Source organism: Micromonospora sp. AP08 (assembly GCF_008085935.1).
In the GTDB taxonomy this organism is placed as follows: Bacteria; Actinomycetota; Actinomycetes; order Mycobacteriales; family Micromonosporaceae; genus Micromonospora; species Micromonospora chersina.
In genome coordinates this window covers 210,884-231,619 of record NZ_VSEZ01000004.1, presented here as the reverse complement: position 1 = coordinate 231,619, position 20,736 = coordinate 210,884, and the positions used below count along the sequence as shown (strand labels likewise).

At 75.1% G+C, this 20,736-nt stretch carries 19 protein-coding genes; 10 read left to right on the top strand and 9 right to left on the bottom strand.

Annotated features, from left to right (window positions below):
• Positions 1 to 83: 83 nt before the first annotated feature.
• The gene (locus tag FXF50_RS09530) at positions 84 to 2,693 is read right to left on the bottom strand and encodes a glycoside hydrolase family 9 protein (protein WP_148426855.1); all 2,610 of its coding nucleotides are present in this window, start codon (positions 2,691 to 2,693) and stop codon (positions 84 to 86) included.
• 205 nt (positions 2,694 to 2,898) lie between these two features.
• Here FXF50_RS09530 and FXF50_RS09525 point away from each other — a divergent pair, with 205 nt between their 5' ends.
• Positions 2,899 to 3,624 carry a PP2C family serine/threonine-protein phosphatase gene (locus FXF50_RS09525; protein WP_148426854.1) on the top strand — a complete coding sequence of 242 codons (726 nt, stop codon included), beginning with the start codon at positions 2,899 to 2,901 and terminating at the stop codon, positions 3,622 to 3,624.
• 4 nt (positions 3,625 to 3,628) lie between these two features.
• Here the strand turns inward: FXF50_RS09525 and hrpB are convergent, their stop codons facing one another.
• Complete coding sequence (hrpB, locus tag FXF50_RS09520) at positions 3,629 to 6,223, bottom strand: ATP-dependent helicase HrpB (protein WP_148426853.1); 2,595 nt, start codon at positions 6,221 to 6,223, stop codon at positions 3,629 to 3,631.
• A 96-nt stretch (positions 6,224 to 6,319) separates the two neighbouring features.
• On the opposite strand from hrpB, the gene FXF50_RS09515 reads away from it, so the two are divergent.
• Positions 6,320 to 7,051 carry a class I SAM-dependent methyltransferase gene (locus FXF50_RS09515; protein ID WP_148426852.1) on the top strand — a complete coding sequence of 244 codons (732 nt, stop codon included), beginning with the start codon at positions 6,320 to 6,322 and terminating at the stop codon, positions 7,049 to 7,051.
• 92 nt (positions 7,052 to 7,143) lie between these two features.
• Here the strand turns inward: FXF50_RS09515 and FXF50_RS09510 are convergent, their stop codons facing one another.
• Entirely contained in the window at positions 7,144 to 7,968 is an 825-nt protein-coding gene (locus FXF50_RS09510) for a SigB/SigF/SigG family RNA polymerase sigma factor (protein ID WP_148426851.1), read from the bottom strand.
• A 355-nt stretch (positions 7,969 to 8,323) separates the two neighbouring features.
• Between FXF50_RS09510 and FXF50_RS09505 the strand changes: the two genes are divergently transcribed.
• Entirely contained in the window at positions 8,324 to 9,079 is a 756-nt protein-coding gene (locus FXF50_RS09505; RefSeq protein ID WP_148426850.1) for a hypothetical protein, read from the top strand.
• Here the strand turns inward: FXF50_RS09505 and FXF50_RS09500 are convergent.
• Positions 9,028 to 10,617: a phospholipase D family protein gene (locus FXF50_RS09500; RefSeq protein ID WP_148426974.1), complete on the bottom strand. Its 1,590-nt coding sequence runs from the start codon at positions 10,615 to 10,617 to the stop codon at positions 9,028 to 9,030. The genes FXF50_RS09505 and FXF50_RS09500 overlap by 52 nt on opposite strands.
• A 138-nt stretch (positions 10,618 to 10,755) precedes the next feature.
• Here FXF50_RS09500 and FXF50_RS29780 point away from each other — a divergent pair, with 138 nt between their 5' ends.
• A complete protein-coding gene (locus tag FXF50_RS29780) occupies positions 10,756 to 10,884 on the top strand; it encodes a hypothetical protein (RefSeq protein WP_255509960.1) in 129 nt (42 codons plus the stop codon).
• A 51-nt stretch (positions 10,885 to 10,935) separates the two neighbouring features.
• On the opposite strand, the gene FXF50_RS09495 is transcribed toward FXF50_RS29780, so the two are convergent.
• Together FXF50_RS09495 and FXF50_RS09490 are read right to left on the bottom strand one after the other, a co-directional pair.
• Complete coding sequence (locus FXF50_RS09495) at positions 10,936 to 11,922, bottom strand: pirin family protein (RefSeq protein WP_148426849.1); 987 nt, start codon at positions 11,920 to 11,922, stop codon at positions 10,936 to 10,938.
• Positions 11,923 to 11,932: 10 nt separating this feature from the next.
• The gene (locus FXF50_RS09490) at positions 11,933 to 12,415 is read right to left on the bottom strand and encodes a MarR family winged helix-turn-helix transcriptional regulator (protein WP_148426848.1); all 483 of its coding nucleotides are present in this window, start codon (positions 12,413 to 12,415) and stop codon (positions 11,933 to 11,935) included.
• 126 nt (positions 12,416 to 12,541) lie between these two features.
• On the opposite strand from FXF50_RS09490, the gene FXF50_RS09485 reads away from it, so the two are divergent.
• Positions 12,542 to 13,126: a DUF1684 domain-containing protein gene (locus FXF50_RS09485; RefSeq protein WP_091310220.1), complete on the top strand. Its 585-nt coding sequence runs from the start codon at positions 12,542 to 12,544 to the stop codon at positions 13,124 to 13,126.
• A 52-nt stretch (positions 13,127 to 13,178) separates the two neighbouring features.
• Here FXF50_RS09485 and FXF50_RS09480 read toward each other — a convergent pair whose 3' ends face one another.
• Entirely contained in the window at positions 13,179 to 13,766 is a 588-nt protein-coding gene (locus tag FXF50_RS09480) for a general stress protein (protein WP_148426847.1), read from the bottom strand.
• A 111-nt stretch (positions 13,767 to 13,877) separates the two neighbouring features.
• Between FXF50_RS09480 and FXF50_RS09475 the strand changes: the two genes are divergently transcribed.
• The 3 genes from FXF50_RS09475 to FXF50_RS09465 are packed head-to-tail and all read left to right on the top strand — an operon-like array spanning position 13,878 to position 17,045.
• Positions 13,878 to 15,719 (top strand): glycoside hydrolase family 15 protein, encoded by a 1,842-nt coding sequence (locus FXF50_RS09475; protein WP_148426846.1) that lies wholly within the window; start codon positions 13,878 to 13,880, stop codon positions 15,717 to 15,719.
• The gene (locus FXF50_RS09470) at positions 15,716 to 16,495 is read left to right on the top strand and encodes a glucose 1-dehydrogenase (RefSeq protein WP_148426845.1); all 780 of its coding nucleotides are present in this window, start codon (positions 15,716 to 15,718) and stop codon (positions 16,493 to 16,495) included. Before FXF50_RS09475 ends, FXF50_RS09470 begins: the two co-directional genes overlap by 4 nt.
• 49 nt (positions 16,496 to 16,544) lie before the next feature.
• Entirely contained in the window at positions 16,545 to 17,045 is a 501-nt protein-coding gene (locus FXF50_RS09465; RefSeq protein ID WP_148426844.1) for a metallophosphoesterase, read from the top strand.
• A gap of 1 nt (position 17,046) precedes the next feature.
• Here FXF50_RS09465 and FXF50_RS09460 read toward each other — a convergent pair whose 3' ends face one another.
• The gene (locus FXF50_RS09460) at positions 17,047 to 17,316 is read right to left on the bottom strand and encodes a DUF3072 domain-containing protein (RefSeq protein WP_255509959.1); all 270 of its coding nucleotides are present in this window, start codon (positions 17,314 to 17,316) and stop codon (positions 17,047 to 17,049) included.
• 58 nt (positions 17,317 to 17,374) lie between these two features.
• Here FXF50_RS09460 and FXF50_RS09455 point away from each other — a divergent pair, with 58 nt between their 5' ends.
• Positions 17,375 to 18,322 carry an NAD(P)/FAD-dependent oxidoreductase gene (locus tag FXF50_RS09455; RefSeq protein ID WP_370464093.1) on the top strand — a complete coding sequence of 316 codons (948 nt, stop codon included), beginning with the start codon at positions 17,375 to 17,377 and terminating at the stop codon, positions 18,320 to 18,322.
• A gap of 63 nt (positions 18,323 to 18,385) precedes the next feature.
• Positions 18,386 to 19,441 (top strand): sensor histidine kinase, encoded by a 1,056-nt coding sequence (locus FXF50_RS09450; RefSeq protein WP_187399593.1) that lies wholly within the window; start codon positions 18,386 to 18,388, stop codon positions 19,439 to 19,441.
• On the opposite strand, the gene FXF50_RS09445 is transcribed toward FXF50_RS09450, so the two are convergent.
• Positions 19,391 to 20,686: a sodium:proton antiporter gene (locus tag FXF50_RS09445; protein ID WP_148426841.1), complete on the bottom strand. Its 1,296-nt coding sequence runs from the start codon at positions 20,684 to 20,686 to the stop codon at positions 19,391 to 19,393. The genes FXF50_RS09450 and FXF50_RS09445 overlap by 51 nt on opposite strands.
• Positions 20,687 to 20,736: the final 50 nt, after the last annotated feature.

Here is a 20,736-nt window from a genome sequence, read left to right as displayed (position 1 = left end):
CGGATCGTGCCCGTCACGCGACGCCGCGTGCGGGACGCGCGAGGGGTGGCCGCCGTGGACGACCACCCCTCGGTGCGGATCCGTCAGGACAGCGTGCAGGCGCCGCCGTTGAGGGTGATCAGGTTCGGGTTGGGGTTCGGGCCGCCGGACGTGGCGCCGTTCAGCCCGAAGGTGACCGTGCCGCCGGGGGCGATCCTCGCGTTCCACGACTCGTTCTCCGCCGTGACCGTGGCGCCCGACTGGGTGACCTTCGCCGACCAGTGGCCGCTCACCTTCTGGTCACCGACGAACGCCCACCGGAGGCTCCACCCGTTCACCGCCGCCGTGCCGGTGTTCTTCACGGTGACCTGGGTGGTGAAGCCGTCCGACCAGCTGCCGTGGGTGGTGTACGTGACCGCGCAGGTGGGCGCCGGCACGGCCGCCGCCACGCCCTGGTCGGCGAGGAACGACGCCAGCCAGGCCAGCGCCGAGTTCCAGTTGATCGCCACCTCGTTGGTCGCGTACGAGTTGATGTCGTCCACGTAGCAGAACATCGGCGCGCAGCCGGCGAGCAGGTTGGCCGCGTACGGGTCCTGGAGGGCGGCGTTCGGGCCACCGGCGAGGGAACCGGCGGGCGGGTTCGGCAGGTCCGGGTTCAGCTGGTGGGCGAAGATCCGGCTGTGCTGGTTGCGCGCGTGCTGCTCGCCCCAGCCGGTCACGTACGACATGTTCAGCGCGTTGCGGCCGAGCAGGTAGTCGGCGCTCTGCACGGCCCCGTCCCGGTACTTCGCGTCCCGGCTCAGGTCGAACGCGGTGGCCAGCACGATCGCGTTGTTGACGAGGTTGCTGTTGCTGCCCCAGACGTACGCTTCGGCCCCGCCGGGCAGCGGCAGCCCGTACGCCTGGTCCCGCACGGTGGCCAGGTAGCGGTCGGCCGCGGCGGTCACCGAAGCGCGGATCCGGGTCCGCTCGGCGGCCGGCAGGCCGTTGGGCACGGTGGCCAGGTCGAGCCGGCCCAGCGCGGCCACGCTCTGCCAGCCGAAGGCCCCGCCGGTGGCGAAGACGTCGGCGGTGTGCAGCGGCGATGCCGTGAGGTCGGTCAGGTAGGCCGACGCGCCGGTGGTCAGCCACAGCTCGACGGCCGCCCAGTAGAACTCGTCGGCGACGTTCGTGTCGTCGTACGCGCCGCCGCCGGTGCCGTCGGTCGCCGAGGCGTAGACCGCCGGGTGGGCCCTGGCCGCCGCGTACGCGGTCTTCGCGGCGGCGCCGCAGCGGGCCGCGAACGCGGCGTCGTACGGGGCGAAGAGGCGGGCGCACTGGGCGGCCACGGCGGCCAGGTTGAGCGTGGCGGCGGTGGGCGGCGGGTGCAGCTCGCGGGGCTGCGGGTCGTCCTGCGGGGCGAGCGGCAGGCCGGTCCAGTTCCGGTCGTGGATCTTGTGGTGGACCATCCCGGCGAGCGGCTGGCCGGCCGGCACCTGCATGCGCAGCAGGAACTCCAGCTCCCAGCGGGCCTCGTCGAGGATGTCCGGGACCGTGTTGCCGCGCTCCGGCACGCGCAGGGTGGCGTCGCCCAGCGCCGGTCCGCCGGCGGCGCTCTCGGCGGTCCTGGTCCGCTCGAAGGCGTTGAGCAGCTGGTAGGTGGCGATGCCGCCGTTGACCACGTACTTGCCGTGGTCGCCGGCGTCGTACCAGCCGCCGCGCACGTCGAGGGAGTAGGCGCAGACGCCGGGCTGGCAGGGCACCTCGGTGTCGCCCTGGTTGGGCGCCACGCCGAGGTGGCCGGCCGGGCGGGCGTAGGCGGCACCGATCAGGTCGCCGTCGATCGGGGTGCCGCTGCGCTGGGCGTAGAAGAACTGGAGGGAGTCGGCGCGCAGCCGGTCGTAGAGGGTGCCGGAGATGTCGAACGGGTGGCTGGTCTCCCCGTCGACGACCAGGGTGTAGCCGGTGCCCGGGGTGCGGTACGCGGAGAAGTCGACGGTCTGCACCCGTTGCCCCGAGGCCGGGTCGACGCCGCGCGGGGTGGTGGTCCCGCCGGCCACCACGGTCCCGGCGGCCGACCTGAGCTGCCAGGGCAGCGCCTCGGCGGCGTCGGTGACCACGGTGGCGTTCTTCGGCCCGCCGGGCAGGTAGCCGACCTGGTTGGCCCGCACCCGCGGCCCGGTGTCCGGCTCGTAGGGCGGGGCCGCCTCGCCGCCGCGCAGCGAGACGTTGTCGAGGCAGAACGTCTGCGCCTCGGGACTTCCGCCGACCTGGAAGATCAACTGGGCGCCGGCGTTGTCGGCCGGGGCCGTGAACGTCCGGGCGACGTGCTGGGCGGCGCCGGTCGCGGTGGCGTCGACGCTGGCGTACGTCGTGTAGGGCGCGCTGCCGAGCTGGAGCACGGCCTTGACCGCGGCCCCGGGGGTGGCGGAGATCTCGAAGGAGAGCTCGTACTCGGCGCCGGCGATGAGCGGCACGGCGTCCTGGCCGATGCCGGCGTCCCAGGGGTTGGCCAGGCCGCCGGGGACGGTGGCGCAGAGCCGGCCGTCGGTGACCCCGAGGTCGCCGGTGCCGTAGGAGAACCAGGGGGAGGTGCCGGCGCTGAAGTCGCCGTTGCGCAGCTGTTCGGGGGCGTCCGGCGGCACCTGGGCGCGGGCCGGGGCGGCGGTGCCGCCGGTGAGCGCCAGGGCGGCGGCCGCGGCGAGGGCGGTGAGCCGGCGTCGGGATGGGGTCACGGAGGTTCCTTCCGTGCTCAGCAGGGGGCCGGGAGCTGGGAGCGCTCCCACTACCGCATCGATGTTTCCAGCGTGTTCTCGCGCTGTCAATCGATCTGGCCCGATGGCCCGCACCCCGCCGCCGACAGTGAGATTCGCCGCGCCACGTAGCATGGTCCTGATCTCCTAGAGACAACCGAGTCCTCCAACTGGCAGGCTGCCTCCCATGACCCTGAAGCTTCGTTCCGTCGGGGCGAGCGACCGTGGGCTGATCCGCAGTGGCAACCAGGACGCCCAGCACGCCGGCACCTGGCTGGTCGCCGTCGCCGACGGCATGGGCGGCATGGCCGCCGGTGACCTGGCCAGCCGCATCGCGATGGACGCGTTCGCGCCGCTGGACGTGGAGACCCCCGAGGACGCGCTGGTCGCCGCCCTCCAGGGCGGCATCGAGCGGGCCACCGCGGGGATCCGGCGGGCGGTCGAGGAGGACCCGGAACGACAGGGCATGGGCACCACCCTGACCGCGCTGCTCTTCGCCCGCACCGGCAGCTGCCTGGCCCTCGCGCACGTCGGCGACTCCCGGGCCTACCTGTTCCGGGAGGGCGTGCTGAAGCAGGTCACCCGCGACGACACCTTCGTGCAGATGCTCGTCGACCAGGGCGTGATCACCGCCGAGCAGGCGAGCAGCCACCCCCGCCGGGCCGTGGTCACCCAGGCGTTGCAGGGCGACGAGGTCTCCCCGACCTACGCCACGATGGTGCCCTGGGCCGGCGACCGGTGGCTGCTGTGCAGCGACGGCCTCTCCAACGTCGTCCGCCCCGACACCCTCGCCGAGGTGCTCGGCGGCTACCCGGACCGGGAGGCGTGCGCGGCCAAGCTGATCGACCTGGCGCTGCGGGCCGGCGGCCCGGACAACGTCACCGTGGTCATCGCCGACGTCGTCGAGGAGTAGCCGGTCAGCGCCGGCGCGGGCTGGCCCGCCGGGTCGGCTCGGCGCTGGTCGGGTCCTCCGGCCACGGGTGGCGGGGGTAGCGGCCGCGCAGCTCCGCCCGCACCTGCGGGTAGCCGGTCCGCCAGAAGGAGGCCAGGTCGGCGGTGACCGCCACCGGCCGGCCGGCGGGGGAGAGCAGGTGCAGCAGCACCGGCACCCGGCCGTCGGCGATCCGCGGCGCGTCCTGCCAGCCGAACGTCTCCTGGAGCTTCACGGCCAGCACCGGGGCGGCCGGGTCGGCGTAGTCCAGCCGGATCCGCGACCCGCTGGGCACCGGGAGCCGCTCCGGCGCCAGCTCGTCCAGGCGGGCCGCCTGCCGCCAGTCCAGCAGCCGCCGCAGCGCCGCCGCCACGTCCACCCGGGCCAGGTCGGCCCGGCGGCGGGCGCGGGCCAGCTCCGGGCCCAGCCAGGTGGGTGCGGCGGCGAGCAGCGCGGCGTCGGAGACGTCCGGCCACCCGTCGCCGAGCGCCTGCCGGCAGCAGGCCAGCCGCCGGCGCAGCGCGGTGGCCTCCGGCGTCCAGGTGAGCAGCGCCAGGCCCTCCCGGCGCAGCCCGGTGAGCACCGCCTCGGCCAGCTCCGCCGGGTCGGGCGCGGCGAGGGGTCGGTCGACCAGTTCGATCGCGCCGAGCCGCACCACCTCCCGGGCCACCACGTCCCCGCCGGACCAGCCGACCTCGCGCGCGGCGCGCAGCAGCGGCCCGCCGGCCTCCCGGGCGGTCGCCTCGTCCACGGGGGTGGCCAGCCGGACCCGCGCGGTCGGCGCGCCGGGGGAGCGGTCGGCCACCGCGATGGCCAACCAAACGGATCCCACCAGCCCCGACCCGCCCGCCAGCTCCGCGGCCGTCCCACCCGCCATGAGGTACGCCGACCCGCCAACCCGCCGGACCCGAGCCAACCGCTCCGGGTACGCCAACCCGACGAGAAGCCCCGCCGCAAGATCATCCGTGAGCCCCTCCGCCCCGTCGACCCCGCGATCTTGCACTTGGCGCCCCCGTCGTGGGCCTTTCGCCCCTTCTGCCGGGGCGCCAACTGCAAGATCGCGGGGAGGGGGTGGGGTGGGGAGGGTGGTGCGGAGGCGGCGTACCTCGGCGCGCCAGCGAGCGGTGGCGGCCGGGTCGGCGGCGGTGCGGAGGCGACGCCACAGGGCCGTCAGGTCGTCGTTCGCGCCGGCCAGGGTTTCCTCGGCGAGGAGTGCCACCACCTCGGCGGCCCGGTCGGCGCCGACCCGCTCCGCGCCATCGAGCAGTGCCCGGGCCAGCCGGGGGTGCGCGCCGGCGGCCGCGATGGCCCGCCCCCGGGCGGTGATCCGGCCGTCGGCGTCGACCGCGCCGAGGGTGGTCAGCGTGTCCCGGGCGACGGCCAGCGCGGCCGGCGGCGGGGGATCGGGCAGCGCCAGGCCGGCGCCGTCCGGCGTGCCCCAGGCGGCCAGTTCCAGGGCGAACCCGGTCAGGTCGGCGGTGGCGATCTCCGGCTCGGGCTGCGGGGCGAGTCGGGCGTGGGTCGCCTCCGACCAGCACCGGTAGACCGCCCCCGGCGCCTCCCGACCGGCCCGGCCGGCCCGCTGGGTGGCCCCCGCCCGGGAGACCGGCACGGTGACCAGCGCGCCCAGCCCGCGAGCCAGGTCGGTACGGGCCACCCGGTTCAGCCCGGCGTCCACCACGACGCGTACCCCGGGCACGGTCAGGCTGCTCTCCGCCACGGCGGTGGCCAGCACGACCCGGCGCCGTCCCGGCAGCGGCGCCAGCGCCGCGTCCTGCGCGGAACCGGGGAGCCGGCCGTGCAGGGGCAGCACGGCGACCGCGTCACGCAGGTCGGCCAAACGGCCCGCGACAGCGGCGATCTCGCCGGCGCCGGGCAGGAAGACCAGCACGTCCCCGTCCCGTTCGCGCAGCGCCCGGCGCACCGTGGCCGCCACGTGGTCCAGCAGCGCCGGGTCCACCCGGCCCGCGCCGGGTGCGGCGACCGGGCGGGGCGGCGGCGCCCAGATCCGGTCCACCGGGTGCAGGGCGGCCTCGGCCCGCACCACCGGCGCGGGATCACCCCCGCCGAGCAGCGCGGCGAACCGGTCCGCGCGGGGGGTGGCCGACATGGCCAGCAGCCACAGGTCCGGCCGGAGCGTGCCGCGCGCCTCCACGGTGAACGCCAGCGCCAGGTCGGCGTCGAGCTGCCGTTCGTGGCACTCGTCGAGCAGCACCGCGCCGACGCCGGGCAGCTCCGGGTCGTGGTGCAGCCGGCGCACCAGCAGGCCGGTGGTGACCACCTCGATCCGGGTCCGCGGGCCGACCCGGCGCTCGCCGCGCACGGCGTACCCGATCCGCTCGCCGACCCGCTCGCCGAGCAGGGCGGCCATCCGGTGCGCGGCGGCCCGGGCGGCCACCCGGCGGGGCTGGGCGATCACCACCCGGCCGGGGACCTCGGCGGCCACCGCGAGCGGCGCCAGGGTGGTCTTGCCGGTGCCCGGGGGCGCCACCAGGACCGCCGCGCCGGCCGCGCCCAGCGCCTCGACCAGCGCCGGCAGCACCGGCCGGACCGGCAGGTCCAGGGAGACGTCGGAGAGCACCGACCCACTCTCGCACTCCCGACCGGGCGGCCGGCGCGGGGTCCTGTTCGACTTCTCACATTGACCGTGACCGCTTCATCGCGTGGAGTGAGGGTCATGGCCATGATGGCGTACGACGAACCCTCGGCCGCCGCCTTCGCGGCGACCCGGCACCTGCCGGCCGAGGGCCTGGCGAGCTGGCGCGACGCGGTGTCCCGGCACCTGCCCGTGGGACCCGGCGACCGGGTGCTCGACGTGGGCGCCGGCACCGGCGCCTGGGCCGCCGCCTTCCGCGACTGGTACGGGGTGCGGGTGCTGGCGGTCGAGCCGGCCGCGGCCATGCGGGCCCGGTCGACGTACCCGGGAATGGTGGCGGGCCGGGCGGAGGCGCTGCCGCTCGCGGCGGCCGGCCTGGACGGCGCGTGGCTCTCCACGGTGGTGCACCACCTGCCCGACCTGCCGGCGGTCGCGGCCGAGCTGCGCCGGGTGCTGCGGCCCGGCGCTCCGGTGCTGATCCGGTCGGTCTTCGCGGGCCGGGGTGGCGGCGTCAGCCTGTTCCGCTGGTTCCCGGAGGCGCTGCGGGTGCTGGACGGTTATCCCTCGGTCGCCGAGGTCTGCGCGGCGTTCGAGCCGGCCGGGTTCGCCCCGGTGGCGCTGGAGCCGGTGCCCCAGGTCAGCGCCCGGTCGCTGCGGGCGGCCGCGGACGGGCTGCGGCGGGCCGCGCACACCCCGCTGATGCTGCTCGACGACGCCGACTACGACCGGGGGCTGCGCCGGCTGCGCGCGGCGGCGCGACGGACTCCGGACGCCCCCGTGGTGGACGCGCTGGACCTCCTGGTCCTGCGCTGAGCGCGGAACGGCCCGGCCGGCGCATCGCCGACCGGGCCGGAGTGGACGTGAACGGTGGCCGGGCCCGCCGACCCGGCCACCGCCGCCACCCCCTAGTACGTTCCGTCGAGCTGCCCGCGCAGCTTCGTGAGCGCCCGGGCCAGCAGCCGGGACACGTGCATCTGCGAGACGCCGATCTGCTCGGCGATCTGCGACTGGGTCAGGTTGCCGTAGAAGCGCAGCGTGAGGATCTTCTGCTCGCGCTCGTCGAGCGTGGCCAGCGCCGGCCCGAGGGCCACCCGCAGCTCGGCCAGCTCGAACTCGCCGTCCTCGCCGCCGAGCATGTCGCCCAGCTCGGTGGCCCGGTCGCCGTCGCCGGTCGGGGTGGACAGCGACACCGCGTTGTAGGCGCGGGCGCCCTCCAGGCCCTCCAGGACCTCCTCCTCGGTGAGGTTGAGGTGGCCGGCGATGTCGGCGACCGTCGGCGAGCGGCCGAGGCTCTGGAGCAGGGAGCTGTTGGCGTCGGAGATGGCCAGCCGCAGCTCCTGGAGGCGGCGCGGCACCCGGATGTCCCACGTGCGGTCGCGGAAGTGGCGCTTCAGCTCGCCGATGATGGTCGGGATGGCGTAGCCGGCGAAGTCGACGCCGCGGGACGGGTCGAACTTGTCGATGGCCTTGATGAGGCCGACGGCGGCGGTCTGCGCCAGGTCGTCGGTGGGCTCGCCGCGACCGCTGTAGCGGTGGGCGAGGTGGTTGGCGAGCGGCAGCCAGGCCTCGATCGCCCGGTCGCGCAGCGCGGAGCGCGACGGGTGGTTGGCGGGCAGGGCCGCCATCGCGTTGAGCAGGTCCGCGGCGCTGTCGGTGAGCGCCCGCGGGTCGAGCTTCTCGGTCGTGGACGGCGTTGTTGTCGCCGGTTCGCTGATCGTGTGCGCGGTCATGGGTGGTCCTCCCTGCACCTCGTCCGCGAAACAAAAAGACGTGAGGCTTCGGTTTAGCTTCAGTCAGGCCATTCGGAAGCCACCTTAACCTGATCGGCCGGAGAAAATCTAGCCGAAAGTACGATGTACTTAAGCCGTGTCAAGGCATGAAGCGTGTGAACCGGGGCAGAATCCCTCGGATGGCCGACCGGCGCCGTGGGGCGAGGCGGTCCGCACCGGCTGACCGGACGGACGATCCGGCGGGCCGACCGGTCAACATGAAACCCGACAGTCGGCGCAGAGTGTCGCCTTTCCGTCGTTGTCCCGCCGACGGGACCGCCCGTAGCGTCCAGGTGTACACGTCTACGGAGGCACCGTGCTGGATCCCGCCGCTCCGCAACTCGTCGTCAACGCCCGGACCCTGCTGTTCAGCTGGCTCCCGGCGGACCCCGACGCGGTCGCGGCGCTCGTCCCGGCCGGCCTCCGCCCGCACCCCGACCATCAGGTCTTCCTCTGCCAGTACGTGGTCGACGACGAGACCCAGACCTCCGGGTTCGGCGCCTACTCGCTCACCTTCCTCGGTGTCTCGCTCGCGGACATGGAGCCGCCCGACGGGGACACCCCCGCCGGCTGGTGGACGCACTACCTCGCCTCCAGCCCGCGGGTCCGGCAGTACGCGTCCGCCCGCGGCGCCCCCGCCGGGGCGGGGGAGACCCTGGTCGACGTCCGGGGTGGTCGGCTCGTCACCGAGACGTGGGCCGACAGGCGTCCGCTCATCCAGGTGATCGCCCAGGTCGGGCACACCGGCACCGAGGCGCACAACGGCCACCACCGCTACCTCACCGAGCGCGACGGCGAGCTGATCGTCGCGGACTACCCGTACGTGGCCGAGCCGGTGTCGCCGTTCGAGGTCGAGTCGGTGGAATTCCTCGCCCCGGAGCACCCGGTGTACGCGCTCCGGCCGGCCAACCCGCTACAGGTCTGCTGGGGCTTCTACTCGCCCCGGGTGTCGTTCGCGTACCCGGCCCGGCCGAACGCGCTGGACGAGCCGCTGGCCACCGGCGACCCGGTCGCGGCGGCTCACCAGGTGCCGGCGCGCCGGGCCCGCAGCGGCCTGCCGTCCGGGTCGTAGACCAGCCGGTACGCCGGCAGCGCCCACAGCCGGGTGTGCCAGGGCAGCCGCTCCGGCCGGTGCGGCCGCAGCCGACCCGGCGGGCGGGGACCGGTCCGCCCGGACTCGTGCCACCGCTCCAGCGCCTCCGCCGCCGAGGTGATCGCCGCGACGGCGTCGGCCGGGTCGAGCAGGTCGTGGTCCTCCCCGCCGTCCGGGTCCCGGTCCAGGTGCTCGCGCCAGAGCCGCAGCCGCAGCTCCCGGGCGAACACCCGGGCCCCGTCGCCCAGTCCCGCCGGGTCGGTGGGGGCCCGCTCGTCCCGGGTGTCGTCCAGCACCGCGCAGGACAGCTCGCTGTCGTGGGTCCACGAGCGCCGGTTGAAGTTGTCGCTGCCCACGCTGGCCCAGACGTCGTCCACCACGCAGACCTTCGCGTGCACGTAGACGGGGGTGCCCTCGTGGTTCTCCACGTCGAAGACGTGCACCCGGTCCGGGGCGGCCCGGTGGCAGAGTTCGAGGGCCTGCGCGCGGCCGACCATGTTCGGCGGCAGCGCCAACCGGCCGTCCACGTCCGGGTGTCGCGGCACCACGGCCACCAGGTGCAGCTCCGGCTGCTCGCGCAGCGCCCGGGCGAACAGGTCGGCCACCTCGGTCGACCAGAGGTACTGGTCCTCCAGGTAGATCAGCCGGCGGGCCCGGCGGACCGCCTTGGTGTAGCCGCGGGCCACCGTCCGCTCGCCGTCCGGGGCGAACGAGTAGCGCGGGCGCACCGCCGGGTAGGTGCGCAGCACCTGGACGTGGTGCGGCCCGCAGGGCGGCGGGTCGGCGGGCTGGTCGGGCAGCGGGTCCGGGCTCAGGTCCGAGCCGCGCAGCCGGTCCCGGAGGTAGGCCAGCGGGTTCTCCGAGTCCAGCGGCATCGGGTCGGTCCACCGTTCCCGGAACGTGGTGTCCAGCGCGCCGACCACCGGCCCGCGGAGGGCGAGCTGCACGTCGTGCCAGGGCGGGTGCGGGCCGTACCGCGGGGACATGGCGACCGGCTGCGGGTCGCCGCCGTGCGCCGCGTCGTCCCGCCGGCTGTGGCAGAGGTCGATCCCGCCGGCGAACGCGATGTCCCGTTCCGGGGCGCCGGGGTGGCGCAGCACCACCAGCTTCTGGTGGTGCGAGCCGCCGCGGCGGACCCGCTGGTCGAGCAGCACCTCCCCGCCGGCGGCGCAGATCGCCTCGCTGAGGTCGCGGTTCTCCTCCTCGCTGTAGGAGAGCGCGTCGAGGTGGGAGCGCCAGATCAGGCCCTTGACGACCACCCCACGCTGGGCGGCCTGGGCGAACAGCTGCACCACGGTCGGGCCGTCCGGCCGCATCCGCTGGTCGGGGTCTCCCCGCCAGTCGGTGAAGAAGAGGTGGTCGCCCTCCCGGAGCTGTTCCACCTCGCTGACCAGCCGGTCGAAGTACGCGCCGCCGTGAATTAACGGCTCGGCGAGGTTTCCGCTCGTCCAGACGGGTAATTCAGACCCTGGGTTGGCGCGTTCCTGTGCGGAGAGGAACCAGTCCCGCGTAGCCACGTTCCAGCCTCCCGAGGTCGACAACGTCCTCACGGTAGGACCCCCGGCACGGCCCCGCACGCTGACCGCCCCAGGTCGGCGGGGTGCTCGCGTGGGGGTGCACCGACCCCTGGATCGCGAAACCGAGGAGGCCACAGCATGCCCGCCGAGACGACGAACACCGTGACCGAATACCGCGAGCAGGCGGTGGAGGGGGAACGGGGTGCGCTGGTGGCGGTCCTGTTGATGGTGATCCTCGGCGTGGCCGGCATCTTCGCCGTCTCCTGAGACCGGCGACGGGCGCCCCGGGGGAACCGGGACGCCCGTCGGATCGAGCGGTCAGGGGCGGTCGCCCTCGCCGCCGCTGTGGGGCACCCGCTCGGCCGGGACCACTCCGAGCCGGCCGGCCTGGTAGTCCTCGACCGCCTGGATCAGCTCGGCCCGGGTGTTCATCACGAACGGGCCGTAGTGCGCCACCGGCTCGCGGATCGGCTGGCCGCCCATGATGTAGAGCTCCAGCGCCGGGGTGTTGGCGTCCTGTCGCGCGTCCGCGGTGACCCGCAGCGCGTCGCCCGCGCCGTGCACGGCGAGCTGACCGAGGTGGACGGGTCGCCGGTCGGTGCCGACGGTGCCCCGGCCGGCCAGCACGTAGACCAGCGCGTTGAAGTCCGGCCGCCAGGGCAGGTTCAGCTCGGCGCCGGGCTGGAGCGTCACGTGCGCGATGGTGATCGGCGTGTGGGTCGAGCCCGGGCCGCGGTGGCCGGCGACCTCGCCGGCGATGACCCGGATGAGCGCGCCGCCGTCGGGCGTGGTCAGCAGGGCCGACTCCCGGCCGCGGATGTCCTGGTAGCGGGGCGGGTTCATCTTCGCCACGCGGGGCAGGTTGACCCAGAGCTGGAGGCCGTGGAAGAGGCCGCCGCTCATCACCAGGTGCTCCGGCGGCGCCTCGATGTGCAGCAGGCCACGACCGGCCGTCATCCACTGGGTGTCGCCGTCGGTGATGGTGCCGCCGCCGCCCTGCGAGTCCTGGTGGTCCATGATCCCGTCGATCATGTAGGTCACCGTCTCGAAGCCCCGGTGCGGGTGCCACGGGGTGCCCTTCGGCTCGCCCGGGGCATAGTCGACCTCGCCCATCTGGTCGAGGTGGATGAACGGGTCCAGCTCGGTGATCGGCACCCCGGCGAAGGCCCGGCGGACCGGGAAGCCCTCGCCCTCGTAGCCGCTCGGCGCGGTGGTCACCCGGCGCACCGGACGGTAGGTGGTGGACTCGGCGAGCTCCGGCAGGCGGGGCAGGACGAGGACGTCGTCGACGGTGATGGCGGGCATCTCGGGCTCCTTACTTGTCGGCCGGGGTGGACGACACGTCGCGGTCGGCGCGCAGGCGCCGGCCGAGCCGTTCGAAGACCCGGGTGAGGCAGGCGACCTCGGCGTCGTCGAGGTCGTCCATCAGGTGGGTACGCGCGGAGCGCAGGTGGTGCGGCGCGGCCTCGCGCAGGGTGAGCAGACCGGCGGCCGTGAGCACCGCCTCGCTGCCGCGCCGGTCGTCCGGGCACGACTCCCGGGCCACCAGGCCGCGCTTCTGCATCGAGGAGATCTGGTACGTCAGCCGGCTCGGCGAGAACACGAGCCGGCCGGCCAGCTCGCCCATCCGCAGCCGCTGCCCCGGCGCCTCGGAGAGCAGCACCAGCACGTGGTAGTCGGCGAAGCTCAGCTCGCTGTCGGCGCGCAGGTCGTCCTCGAGCTGGGTGAACAGCCGCTGGCTCGCCTCGATGTACGCGCGCCAGCAGGCCATCCGCTCGGCGTCCAGGCTCTCCGTCATGGCCACGACAGTAGCACTATTTAAAATTTAAACAAGCGCTTCGTCTCGGCCGTGAGCCGTGCAACAGGGGTGCTTGACGGCGATGACGTTGAAATCTGAACCGAGCGACCGGGCTAGGGTCGGAGGGTGGACGATCTCGACGTGCAGGACTGGCGGGAGCGGGTGGCCCGGCTCTACCTCTCCGACCTCGACCTGGCCGGCTTCCGGGCCGCCCGGGACGAGCTGTTCCGCAGCCATCCCAGCAGCCCGCTGCCGGCCGCCGACCGGCCGGGCTTCACCGGGCTGCGCTGGTTCCCGCCCGACCCGGCCGCCGTGGTCGAGGCGCCGCTGCGCCCGGCGTCCGGCACCGAGACCATCGACACCGGCGGCCCCGACGGAGTGGTGCGGTACCGGCGGGTCGCGGTCGCGGAGACGCCCTGGGGCCCGCTCACCCTGTGGTGGATCGAGGCGTACGGGGGCGGGCTGTTCCTCCCGCTGCGCGACGCCACCTGCGGCGCCGAGGCGTACGGCGGCGGGCGCTACCTGACCGACACCGTGAAGGGCACCTTCGGGCGCGGCCTCACCGTGCTGCCCGGCAACCGCGTCCGGCTCGACGCCAACTACCTCTACAACCCGAGCTGCGCCTACGACGACCGGTGGGCCTGCCCCCTCGCCCCGCCGGAGAACCGGGTCGACGTCCCGATCCGCGCCGGCGAGCGGGCCTACCACTGACACGGTGACGCCCCGGCGCGACGGAACGCGCCGGGGCGTCGGGAACGACCGGTCAGCGGGCGGTGGCGCCCGTCGGCGTCAGGTGCATCCGGCCGAGCAACTGCCGGGCCTGGTCGGCCAGGTCCGCGTCCACGGTGACCGCGTACTGGCTGGCCCGCAGCGAACTGGCCGACGTGAAGTCCCGTTGGCCCCCGGTCATGGCGTGGGTGACCGCGCCGAACACGGCGCCCCAGATCGCCCCGATCACCAGGCCCACCAGGATCACCGCGAGCCAGTTCCCCGCCGTGAAGATGCCGAAGAGCAACCCGATGAACAGGCCGAACCAGGCGCCCGTGCCCGCGCCCACCAGGGCGGCCCGGCCCGTGGTGAGCCGTCCCATCACGGTCTCGACCAGGGTGAGGTTGGTCCCCACGATCGCGGTCCGTTCCACCGGGAACCGGTTGTCGGCCAGATAGTCCACCACCCGCTGCGCGGACGGATAGTCCGGGTACGACCCGATCGTGACGGTCGGTGCGCCGGCCTGCGGCCCGTGCCCGTCCCCGCTCGGCGGCGACGGACGACCGCTGGGACCGGAGGGGATGTTGTCGCTACCCGGCATGCCGGGCCGCCAGGCCGCGGTCGGACTCGAGGGTCTGGTCATGAGCATCCTCCTTCGTCAGCCCGCCGCGTTCCCACTGCCGTCGGCCGGTAACGCGTCGGCCCGCACGGATGGCGGCGCGCATGGCGGCCGCCCGGCCGGGTAGCCATCGCCGTGCGGACCGGACGGATCAGCGAGCACGGCTTCCTCGCCGACGGGCACAGCGCGGCCCTGGTGGACCTGGCCGGCGCGGTGAACTGGTGGTGCCCGCCCCGCTTCGACGCGCCGTCGGTGTTCGGGCGGCTGCTCGACGACGACGCGGGGCACTGGAGCATCCGGCCCGAGGGTGAGTTCACCAGCACCCGGTCCTACCTGGAGGACGCGCTCGTACTGCGTACCGTCTTCCGCACCGCGACCGGGACGGTGGCCGTCACCGACGCCCTGGCGCTGGAGCCCGGCGCGCGCGGGCACCACGTCGGGCTGCGGTCGCCGCGGGTGCTCGCCCGCGTGGTCGAGGGGCTCACCGGCGAGGTGCCGATGCGGGTCGACTACGCACCCCGCTTCGAGTACGGCCGCGTCCGCGCCTACCTCACCGACGTCGACGGGGTGATCGGGGCGACGGCCGGCGCGTGCCGGCTGGAGCTGCGCGCCAACGTGCCGCTGACCTGCGGCGAGGGCGGCGCGGCCGGACGGTTCACCGCCCGCGCCGGCAGCACCCACCACTTCACCCTCGGGTACGCCCCGACCTACCGGGGCGGCGCGCCGGCGCTGCCCGACGCCGACCAGGTGGTGGCCGACACCGTCGCCGGCTGGCGGTCCTGGGCCGACCTGCACGAATACCACGGCCTCTACCGGGACCTGGTCCGCCGGAGCGCGATGGTGGTGCAGGGGATGACCTACGGACCCAGCGGGGCGGTGGTGGCGGCGCCCACCACCTCGCTGCCCGAGCAGCTGGGCGGGGACCGCAACTACGACTACCGCTTCGTCTGGCTGCGCGACTTCAGCCTCACCCTCCAGGCCCTCTGGCTGGCCGCCTGCCCCGACGAGGCCGACCGGCAGTTCAGCTGGGTGGCCCGCGCCATGGGCCGGATCGACGACGAGCCGGTGCCGATCATGTACGGCGTCGAGGGCGAGCGGGACCTCACCGAGCACCGCCTCGACCACCTCGCCGGGTACGCCGGCAGCCGGCCGGTCCTGATCGGCAACGACGCCTGGCGGCAGCGGCAGACCGACGTGCTGGGCGAGGTCCTCGACGCGGCGTGGCTGATGCGCCACTATCTCGACCCGATGTCGGCCGACGTGCGGCACCTGCTGCACGCCCTCGCCGACCAGGCCGCGCGGCAGTGGCACCGGCCCGACGCCGGGATGTGGGAGGCGCGCGACACCGAGCGGCACTACCTGTCGTCCAAGGTGCAGTGCTGGACGGCGCTGGACCGGGCCGTCCGGTTCGGGCCCCGGATCGGCGAACCCGCCGACGTGGCGCGCTGGGCGGCCGCCCGCGACGAGGTGCGTGCGGCGGTGCTCGACCGGGGCTGGAGCGACCGGGTCGGCGCGTACACCGGCGCGTTCGACTCCGAGGACCTGGACGCCTCGGTGCTGATCATGCCGCTGGTCGGGTTCCTGCCCGCCGACGACCCGCGGATGCGCGCCACGATCGACGTGGTCGAGCGCCGGCTGTCCCGCAACGGCCTGCTGCGCCGCTGGGACGACGACCCCGCGGGCTTCGTGATCTGCTCGTTCTGGCTGGCCGGCTGCCTGGCCGAGGCCGGCGAGCTGGACCGGGCCCAGCGGCTGTTCGGTCAGGTCGCCGCCCGGGTCAACGATCTCGGCCTGTACGCCGAGCAGATCGACCAGGTCACCGGCGAGCAGTTGGGCAACTTCCCGCAGGCCTTCTCGCACATCGGCCTGATCAACGCCGCGGGCCGGATCACTGCGGCCGCCGAGCGGTTCGGCGACCGGACCGACCGACCGGCCGTGCCGACCGGCGCGGCCACTACGGAGGGAGCATGCGGATGACCGGACGCCTGGCGGGCAGGACCGCCCTGATCACCGGCTCCGACTCGGGCATCGGCCAGGCCACCGCCATCGAGTTCGGCCGCGAGGGCGCCGACGTGGTGGTGCACTACCTGCACGACCACGCCGGGGCCAACCACACCCGGGCCGAGATCGAGAAGACCGGCCGGCGGGCCGTGGTGGTGCAGGGCGACATCAGCGTGGAACACCAGGTCGAGGCCATGTTCGACGAGGCCCTCGCCGAGTTCGACCGGCTGGACGTGCTGATGAACGACGCCGGGGTGGACGCCTCCGGCATCCCGGTCGCCGACCTCGACACCGAGACCTGGGACCGGTGCATCCGGACCAACGTCTACGGGGCCTTCTTCTGCTCCCGCCGCTTCGTCCGGCACCGGCGCGACCAGGGCGGCGGCGGGCGGATCATCAACATCACCTCGATCCACCAGGAGGTCGCCCGGGCCGGCGGCGCCGACTACGACACCAGCAAGGGCGCCATGCTGGAGTTCGCCAAGAGCCTGGCGCTGGAGGTCGCGCCGATGCGGATGAATGTCAACAACATCGGGCCGGGCATGGTGCTCACCCCGTTCAACCAGCGGGCCATCGACGACCCGGAGTACCTGGAGCAGCAGGTGCAGAGCATCCCCTGGAAGCGGGCCGCGCAGCCGTCGGAGATCGCCAAGCTGGCCGTCTTCCTGGCCAGCGACGACGCCGACTACGTGACCGGGTCGACCTACTTCATGGACGGTGGCCTGATGCAGAACCAGGGCCAGGGGGCTTGAGCCGTCGCGCCCGCGCGACAGCGGACCCGGCGGCGGGCAGGATCGGGGGATGGAGCTGGTCGTCATGGCCGACACTCACGTCCCGAAGCGGGCGCGTGACCTGCCGGCGCCGCTCTGGGCGGCGGTCGAGGCCGCCGACGTGGTGGTGCACGCCGGCGACTGGGTGGACGTGGCCCTGCTGGACGCCCTGACGGCGCGGTCCCGCCGGCTGGTCGGGGTGTACGGCAACAACGACGGGCCGCCGCTGCGCGCCCGGCTGCCGGAGGTGGCGCGGGTCGAGCTGGACGGGCTGCGGGTGGCCGTGGTGCACGAGACCGGGCCGAAGACCCGCCGGGAGGAGCGCTGCGCCGCCGCCTTCGGGGACTGCGACCTGCTGGTCTTCGGGCACTCCCACATCCCGTGGGACAGCGTGGCTCCGGGCGGCCTGCGGCTGCTCAACCCCGGCTCACCCACCGACCGGCGGGCCCAGCCGCACGCCACCTACCTGACCGCGCGGGTGGCGGCGGGGCGGCTCGACCGGGTCGAGCTGCACCGCCTGCCCCCGCGCTGACTCACCGGCCCCGGCCGGTCTCCGCCTGGAGCTCGTCGATCCGGCGGGACGCCTCGGCCTTGGTCAGCCCCTCCGGCACCTCCTCGCCCGCCTCGCGGGCCAGGGTGTGCAGGTACGACTCCTGCGCGGCGGTCGGCGGCTCGTCGCCGGTGACCCAGTCGTCCGGATCCTTGACGGCGGCGTCCGGGTTCACGGGGTCCTTGCTGCCGTTGCTGCGGTCGGCCATGGTGATCACCTCTCCTTCGAACAGGTGTACCACTACCCCCGTCACCCGGCCTTCATGCCGGCCGCCGCCTACGATCATCGGCATGGCTGCGGACCGGGCGGGTGTGGTGGTGGTCGGCGCCGGCATCGCCGGCGTGGCGTGCGCCGCCGAGCTGGCCCGGGCCGGCATCCCCGTGGAGGTCCGGGAACGGGCCCGGGTGACCGGCGGGCGGATGGCCAGCAAGCGCTTCGAGGGCCGCCCCGCCGACCTGGGGGCCGCCTGGTTCACCGTCGACGACCCCGACTTCGCCGGTGTGGTCGACCGGTGGCGCGCCGCCGGCCTGGCCCGGGAGTGGACCGACACGCTGGTCTCCTACGGGCCGCGGGGGCGCGAGGAGGTGGCCGGGCCGGTCCGGTGGGCCGCCCCGCGCGGGCTCCGCTCGCTGGTGGAGCACCTGGCCGGTGACCTGCCGGTGACGCACGACCGGCTGGTCATGACGGTCGAGCCGGGGCCCCGGGTGGACGGGCGGGTCGCCGAGGCGGTCGTGCTCGCCATGCCCGGCCCGCAGGCCGCCCTGCTGCTCGACCCCGCGCTGGAGGCGGCCACCCGGGCGGTGACGGCCCAGCGCTGGTCGCCCGCGCTGGCCGCGGTGCTGGGCTTCCCGGCCCGCCGCTGGCCCGACTTCCGGGGCGCGTTCGTCAACGGGCACCCGGTGCTCAGCGTGGTCTGCGACGACGGCGACCGGCGCGGCGACGGCGCCCCGGTGCTGGTGGCGCACACCACCCCCGAGTTCGCCGCCGGGCACCTGCTCCAGCCGACCGCCGCCGGCCCGGCCGTCGAACAGGCCGTCCGCGACCTGCTCGGCCTGCCCGAGCCGGCCGAGCTGACCCACGTGCACCGCTGGAGGTACGCGAAGCCGGCCGCCGGCGGCGACGGTTCCTACCACCTGGACGACGACGGGATCGGCGTGGCCGGCGACGCGTTCGGGCGGCCCCGGGTGCAGGGCGCCTGGCGCTCCGGCCGCGACCTGGGCCGTGCCCTGGCCGCCCGGCTCCTCGCGGACCGTGGCTGACCCGTGCCACTGCGCGCAGGCGGCTCGTCACCCACGGGTATTCTTCGTCCCGGAGGCGTACGGGTGGTGAACGGTGCCGGCGGTCGGCCGGGGAGCGGCACGACCGGCGTTGACCGGTCCCCGTTCCCGGAGGGTGGGCTGCGCCACGACGCGCTGTTCTACGCCGACGACCGGGACTACCGCGCCGCCGTCCAGGAGTTCGTCGAGGCCGGACGGGCCGCCGGTGAGCCGGTGCTGGTCGCCGTGCCCACCGACCGGCTGCGCCTCGTGCGGCCGCTGCTCGACCCGCTCGACGGCGTCGAACTGACCGACATGGCGGAGGTCGGGCGGAATCCGGCGACCATTATCGCCGCCACGCTGCGTAGTCTGGTGCACCGCTTCCCCGGCCGCCGCGTGCGCGTGATCGGCGAGGCGCTCTGGCCCGGTCGGCGGCCGGCCGCGTACCGGCACTGCGTCGAGCACGAGGCGCTCATCAACCTCGGCCTGGCCGACCAGCCGCTCACCGCGCGCTGCCTGTTCGACCGGTCCCGGCTGCCGGCCGGCACGTTGGGCGACGTCGCCCGGACCCATCCCTGGCTGGTCAGCGGGGGAGTGGCCCGGCCCAGCGTCGACTACCGGCCACCCCTGGCGGTGCTGCGCCGGCTGGCCCGCCCGCTGCCCCCGCCGCCCGGGGGCGCGCTCACCGAGCCGGTCCGGCCGGAGGGCCTCGCGGCGCTGCGGGCGGCGGTCGCCACCGTCGCCGAGGCCGCCGGCCTCGCCCCGGAGCGGGTCGACGACCTGCGGATCGCCGTCACCGAGCTGGCCTCCAACGCGCTCAGCCACGGCACCGGCCCGGCCGTCGCGCGGTGCTGGGCGGCCGCGGGCGAGCTGGTGTGCGAGGTGAGCGGCCCCGGTGAGCTGACCGACCCGCTGGCCGGCCGGATCCCGCCGCCGGTGGGCAGCGTGCGCGGCCGGGGCCTGCTGCTGGTGCACCGGCTCTGCGACCTCGTGGACGTGCACGTCGCCGCCGGGGTGACCACCGTGCGGCTGCGCCTGGAGCTGCCGGCCGCCCGGGTGCCGGCGCCGCGGTCAGCCCCGGACGCCGTCCAGGGCGGGTTCGTCCGCCCGGCCCCGCTCTGAGGCGTCCCGGGTCCGTTCGCCCGCCCGGTCCAGCAGCTGCATGACCGGCGTGGCCGCGATCCCGTGCACCACCACCGAGACCACCACGACCAGGCCGACCGTGGCCCAGACCAGGTCGGCCTGCGGGAACTCCGTCTTGCTGGTGGCGTACGCCAGGTAGTAGAACGAGCCGACGCCGCGGATGCCGAACAGCGAGATCACCCAGTGCTCGGCCGGGCGGCCCGGCGCGCCGCGCAGCGACAGCCAGCCCGCCAGCGGCCGGATCACGAAGACCAGGGCGAGCCCGACCAGGGCCGCCGGCCAGGTCAGCGGTGCGAGCAGGCCGCCGATCACCGCGCCCCCGAAGAGCAGCAGCAACAGCACGGTGAGCAGCCGCTCCACCTGCTCGGCGAAGTCGTGCAGCACGGAGTGGAACTCGTGGGTGCGCTCGGCGGCCCGGATCGCCCGGGCGGCCACGAACACGGCCAGGAAGCCGTAGCCACCGACCACCTCGACCAGCCCGTACGCCAGGAAGGTCGCGGCGAGGGCCAGGAAGCCCTCGGCGTGCCGGGCCAGCCGCAGCTCGCTCGGGGCCCGGAAGAAGAGCTTGCCGAGCAGCCAGCCGACGAGCAGCCCGCCGCCCACCCCGACGGCGAGCTTGTAGAGCACGTCGACGGCGAGCCAGTGGGCCAGCAAGTCCGCCGGGGCGAGGCTGGTGGTGGCGATCGCGATGGCCGCGTACACGAAGGGGAAGGCCAGGCCGTCGTTGAGCCCGGCCTCGGAGGTGAGCGCGAAGCGCACCTCGTCCTCCGAGTCCTCCACGTCCGTCGGCTCGCCCACCTGCACGTCGGAGGCGAGCACCGGATCGGTCGGCGCGAGCGCGGCGCCCAGCAGCAGCGCGGCGGCCGGCACCAGGCCGGCCCACCACCAGCCGAGCAGCGCCACCGCGGCGATGCACAGCGGCATGGCGACGGCCAGCAGCCGCCAGGTCGACGACCAGCGGGCCCAGCTCAACGGCCGGTCGATCTTGAGGCCGGCGCCCATCAGCGCGACGATCACGCCGATCTCGGTGAGGTGTGTGGTCAGCTCCGGCCAGCGCAGCGGGTCCGGGGTGGGCAGCCCGGTGGGCAGCAGGAACACCAGCATGCCGAGGCCGAGGAACGCGATCGGCATCGACAGCGGCCGGCGTTCCAGCACCCGGGGCAGGATCCCCGCCAGCAGCGCACCGACGCCCACCAGGGCGAACGCGACATCGACCGGTTCCACGGCACCACCCTTCACACCGCCCGCGGCGCGGGCAGGTGGTCACCTGTGCC

Coding starts and splice junctions, on each gene's coding strand:
- FXF50_RS09480 (WP_148426847.1), bottom strand. CDS start 13,766: ATGACCAGACCCTCGAGTCCGACCGCGGCCTGGCGGCCCGGCATGCCG.
- FXF50_RS09525 (WP_148426854.1), top strand. CDS start 2,899: ATGACCCTGAAGCTTCGTTCCGTCGGGGCGAGCGACCGTGGGCTGATC.
- FXF50_RS29780 (WP_255509960.1), top strand. CDS start 10,756: ATGCCCGCCGAGACGACGAACACCGTGACCGAATACCGCGAGCAGGCG.
- FXF50_RS09510 (WP_148426851.1), bottom strand. CDS start 7,968: ATGACCGCGCACACGATCAGCGAACCGGCGACAACAACGCCGTCCACG.
- FXF50_RS09470 (WP_148426845.1), top strand. CDS start 15,716: ATGACCGGACGCCTGGCGGGCAGGACCGCCCTGATCACCGGCTCCGAC.
- FXF50_RS09465 (WP_148426844.1), top strand. CDS start 16,545: ATGGAGCTGGTCGTCATGGCCGACACTCACGTCCCGAAGCGGGCGCGT.
- FXF50_RS09490 (WP_148426848.1), bottom strand. CDS start 12,415: ATGACGGAGAGCCTGGACGCCGAGCGGATGGCCTGCTGGCGCGCGTAC.
- FXF50_RS09495 (WP_148426849.1), bottom strand. CDS start 11,922: ATGCCCGCCATCACCGTCGACGACGTCCTCGTCCTGCCCCGCCTGCCG.
- FXF50_RS09515 (WP_148426852.1), top strand. CDS start 6,320: ATGGCCATGATGGCGTACGACGAACCCTCGGCCGCCGCCTTCGCGGCG.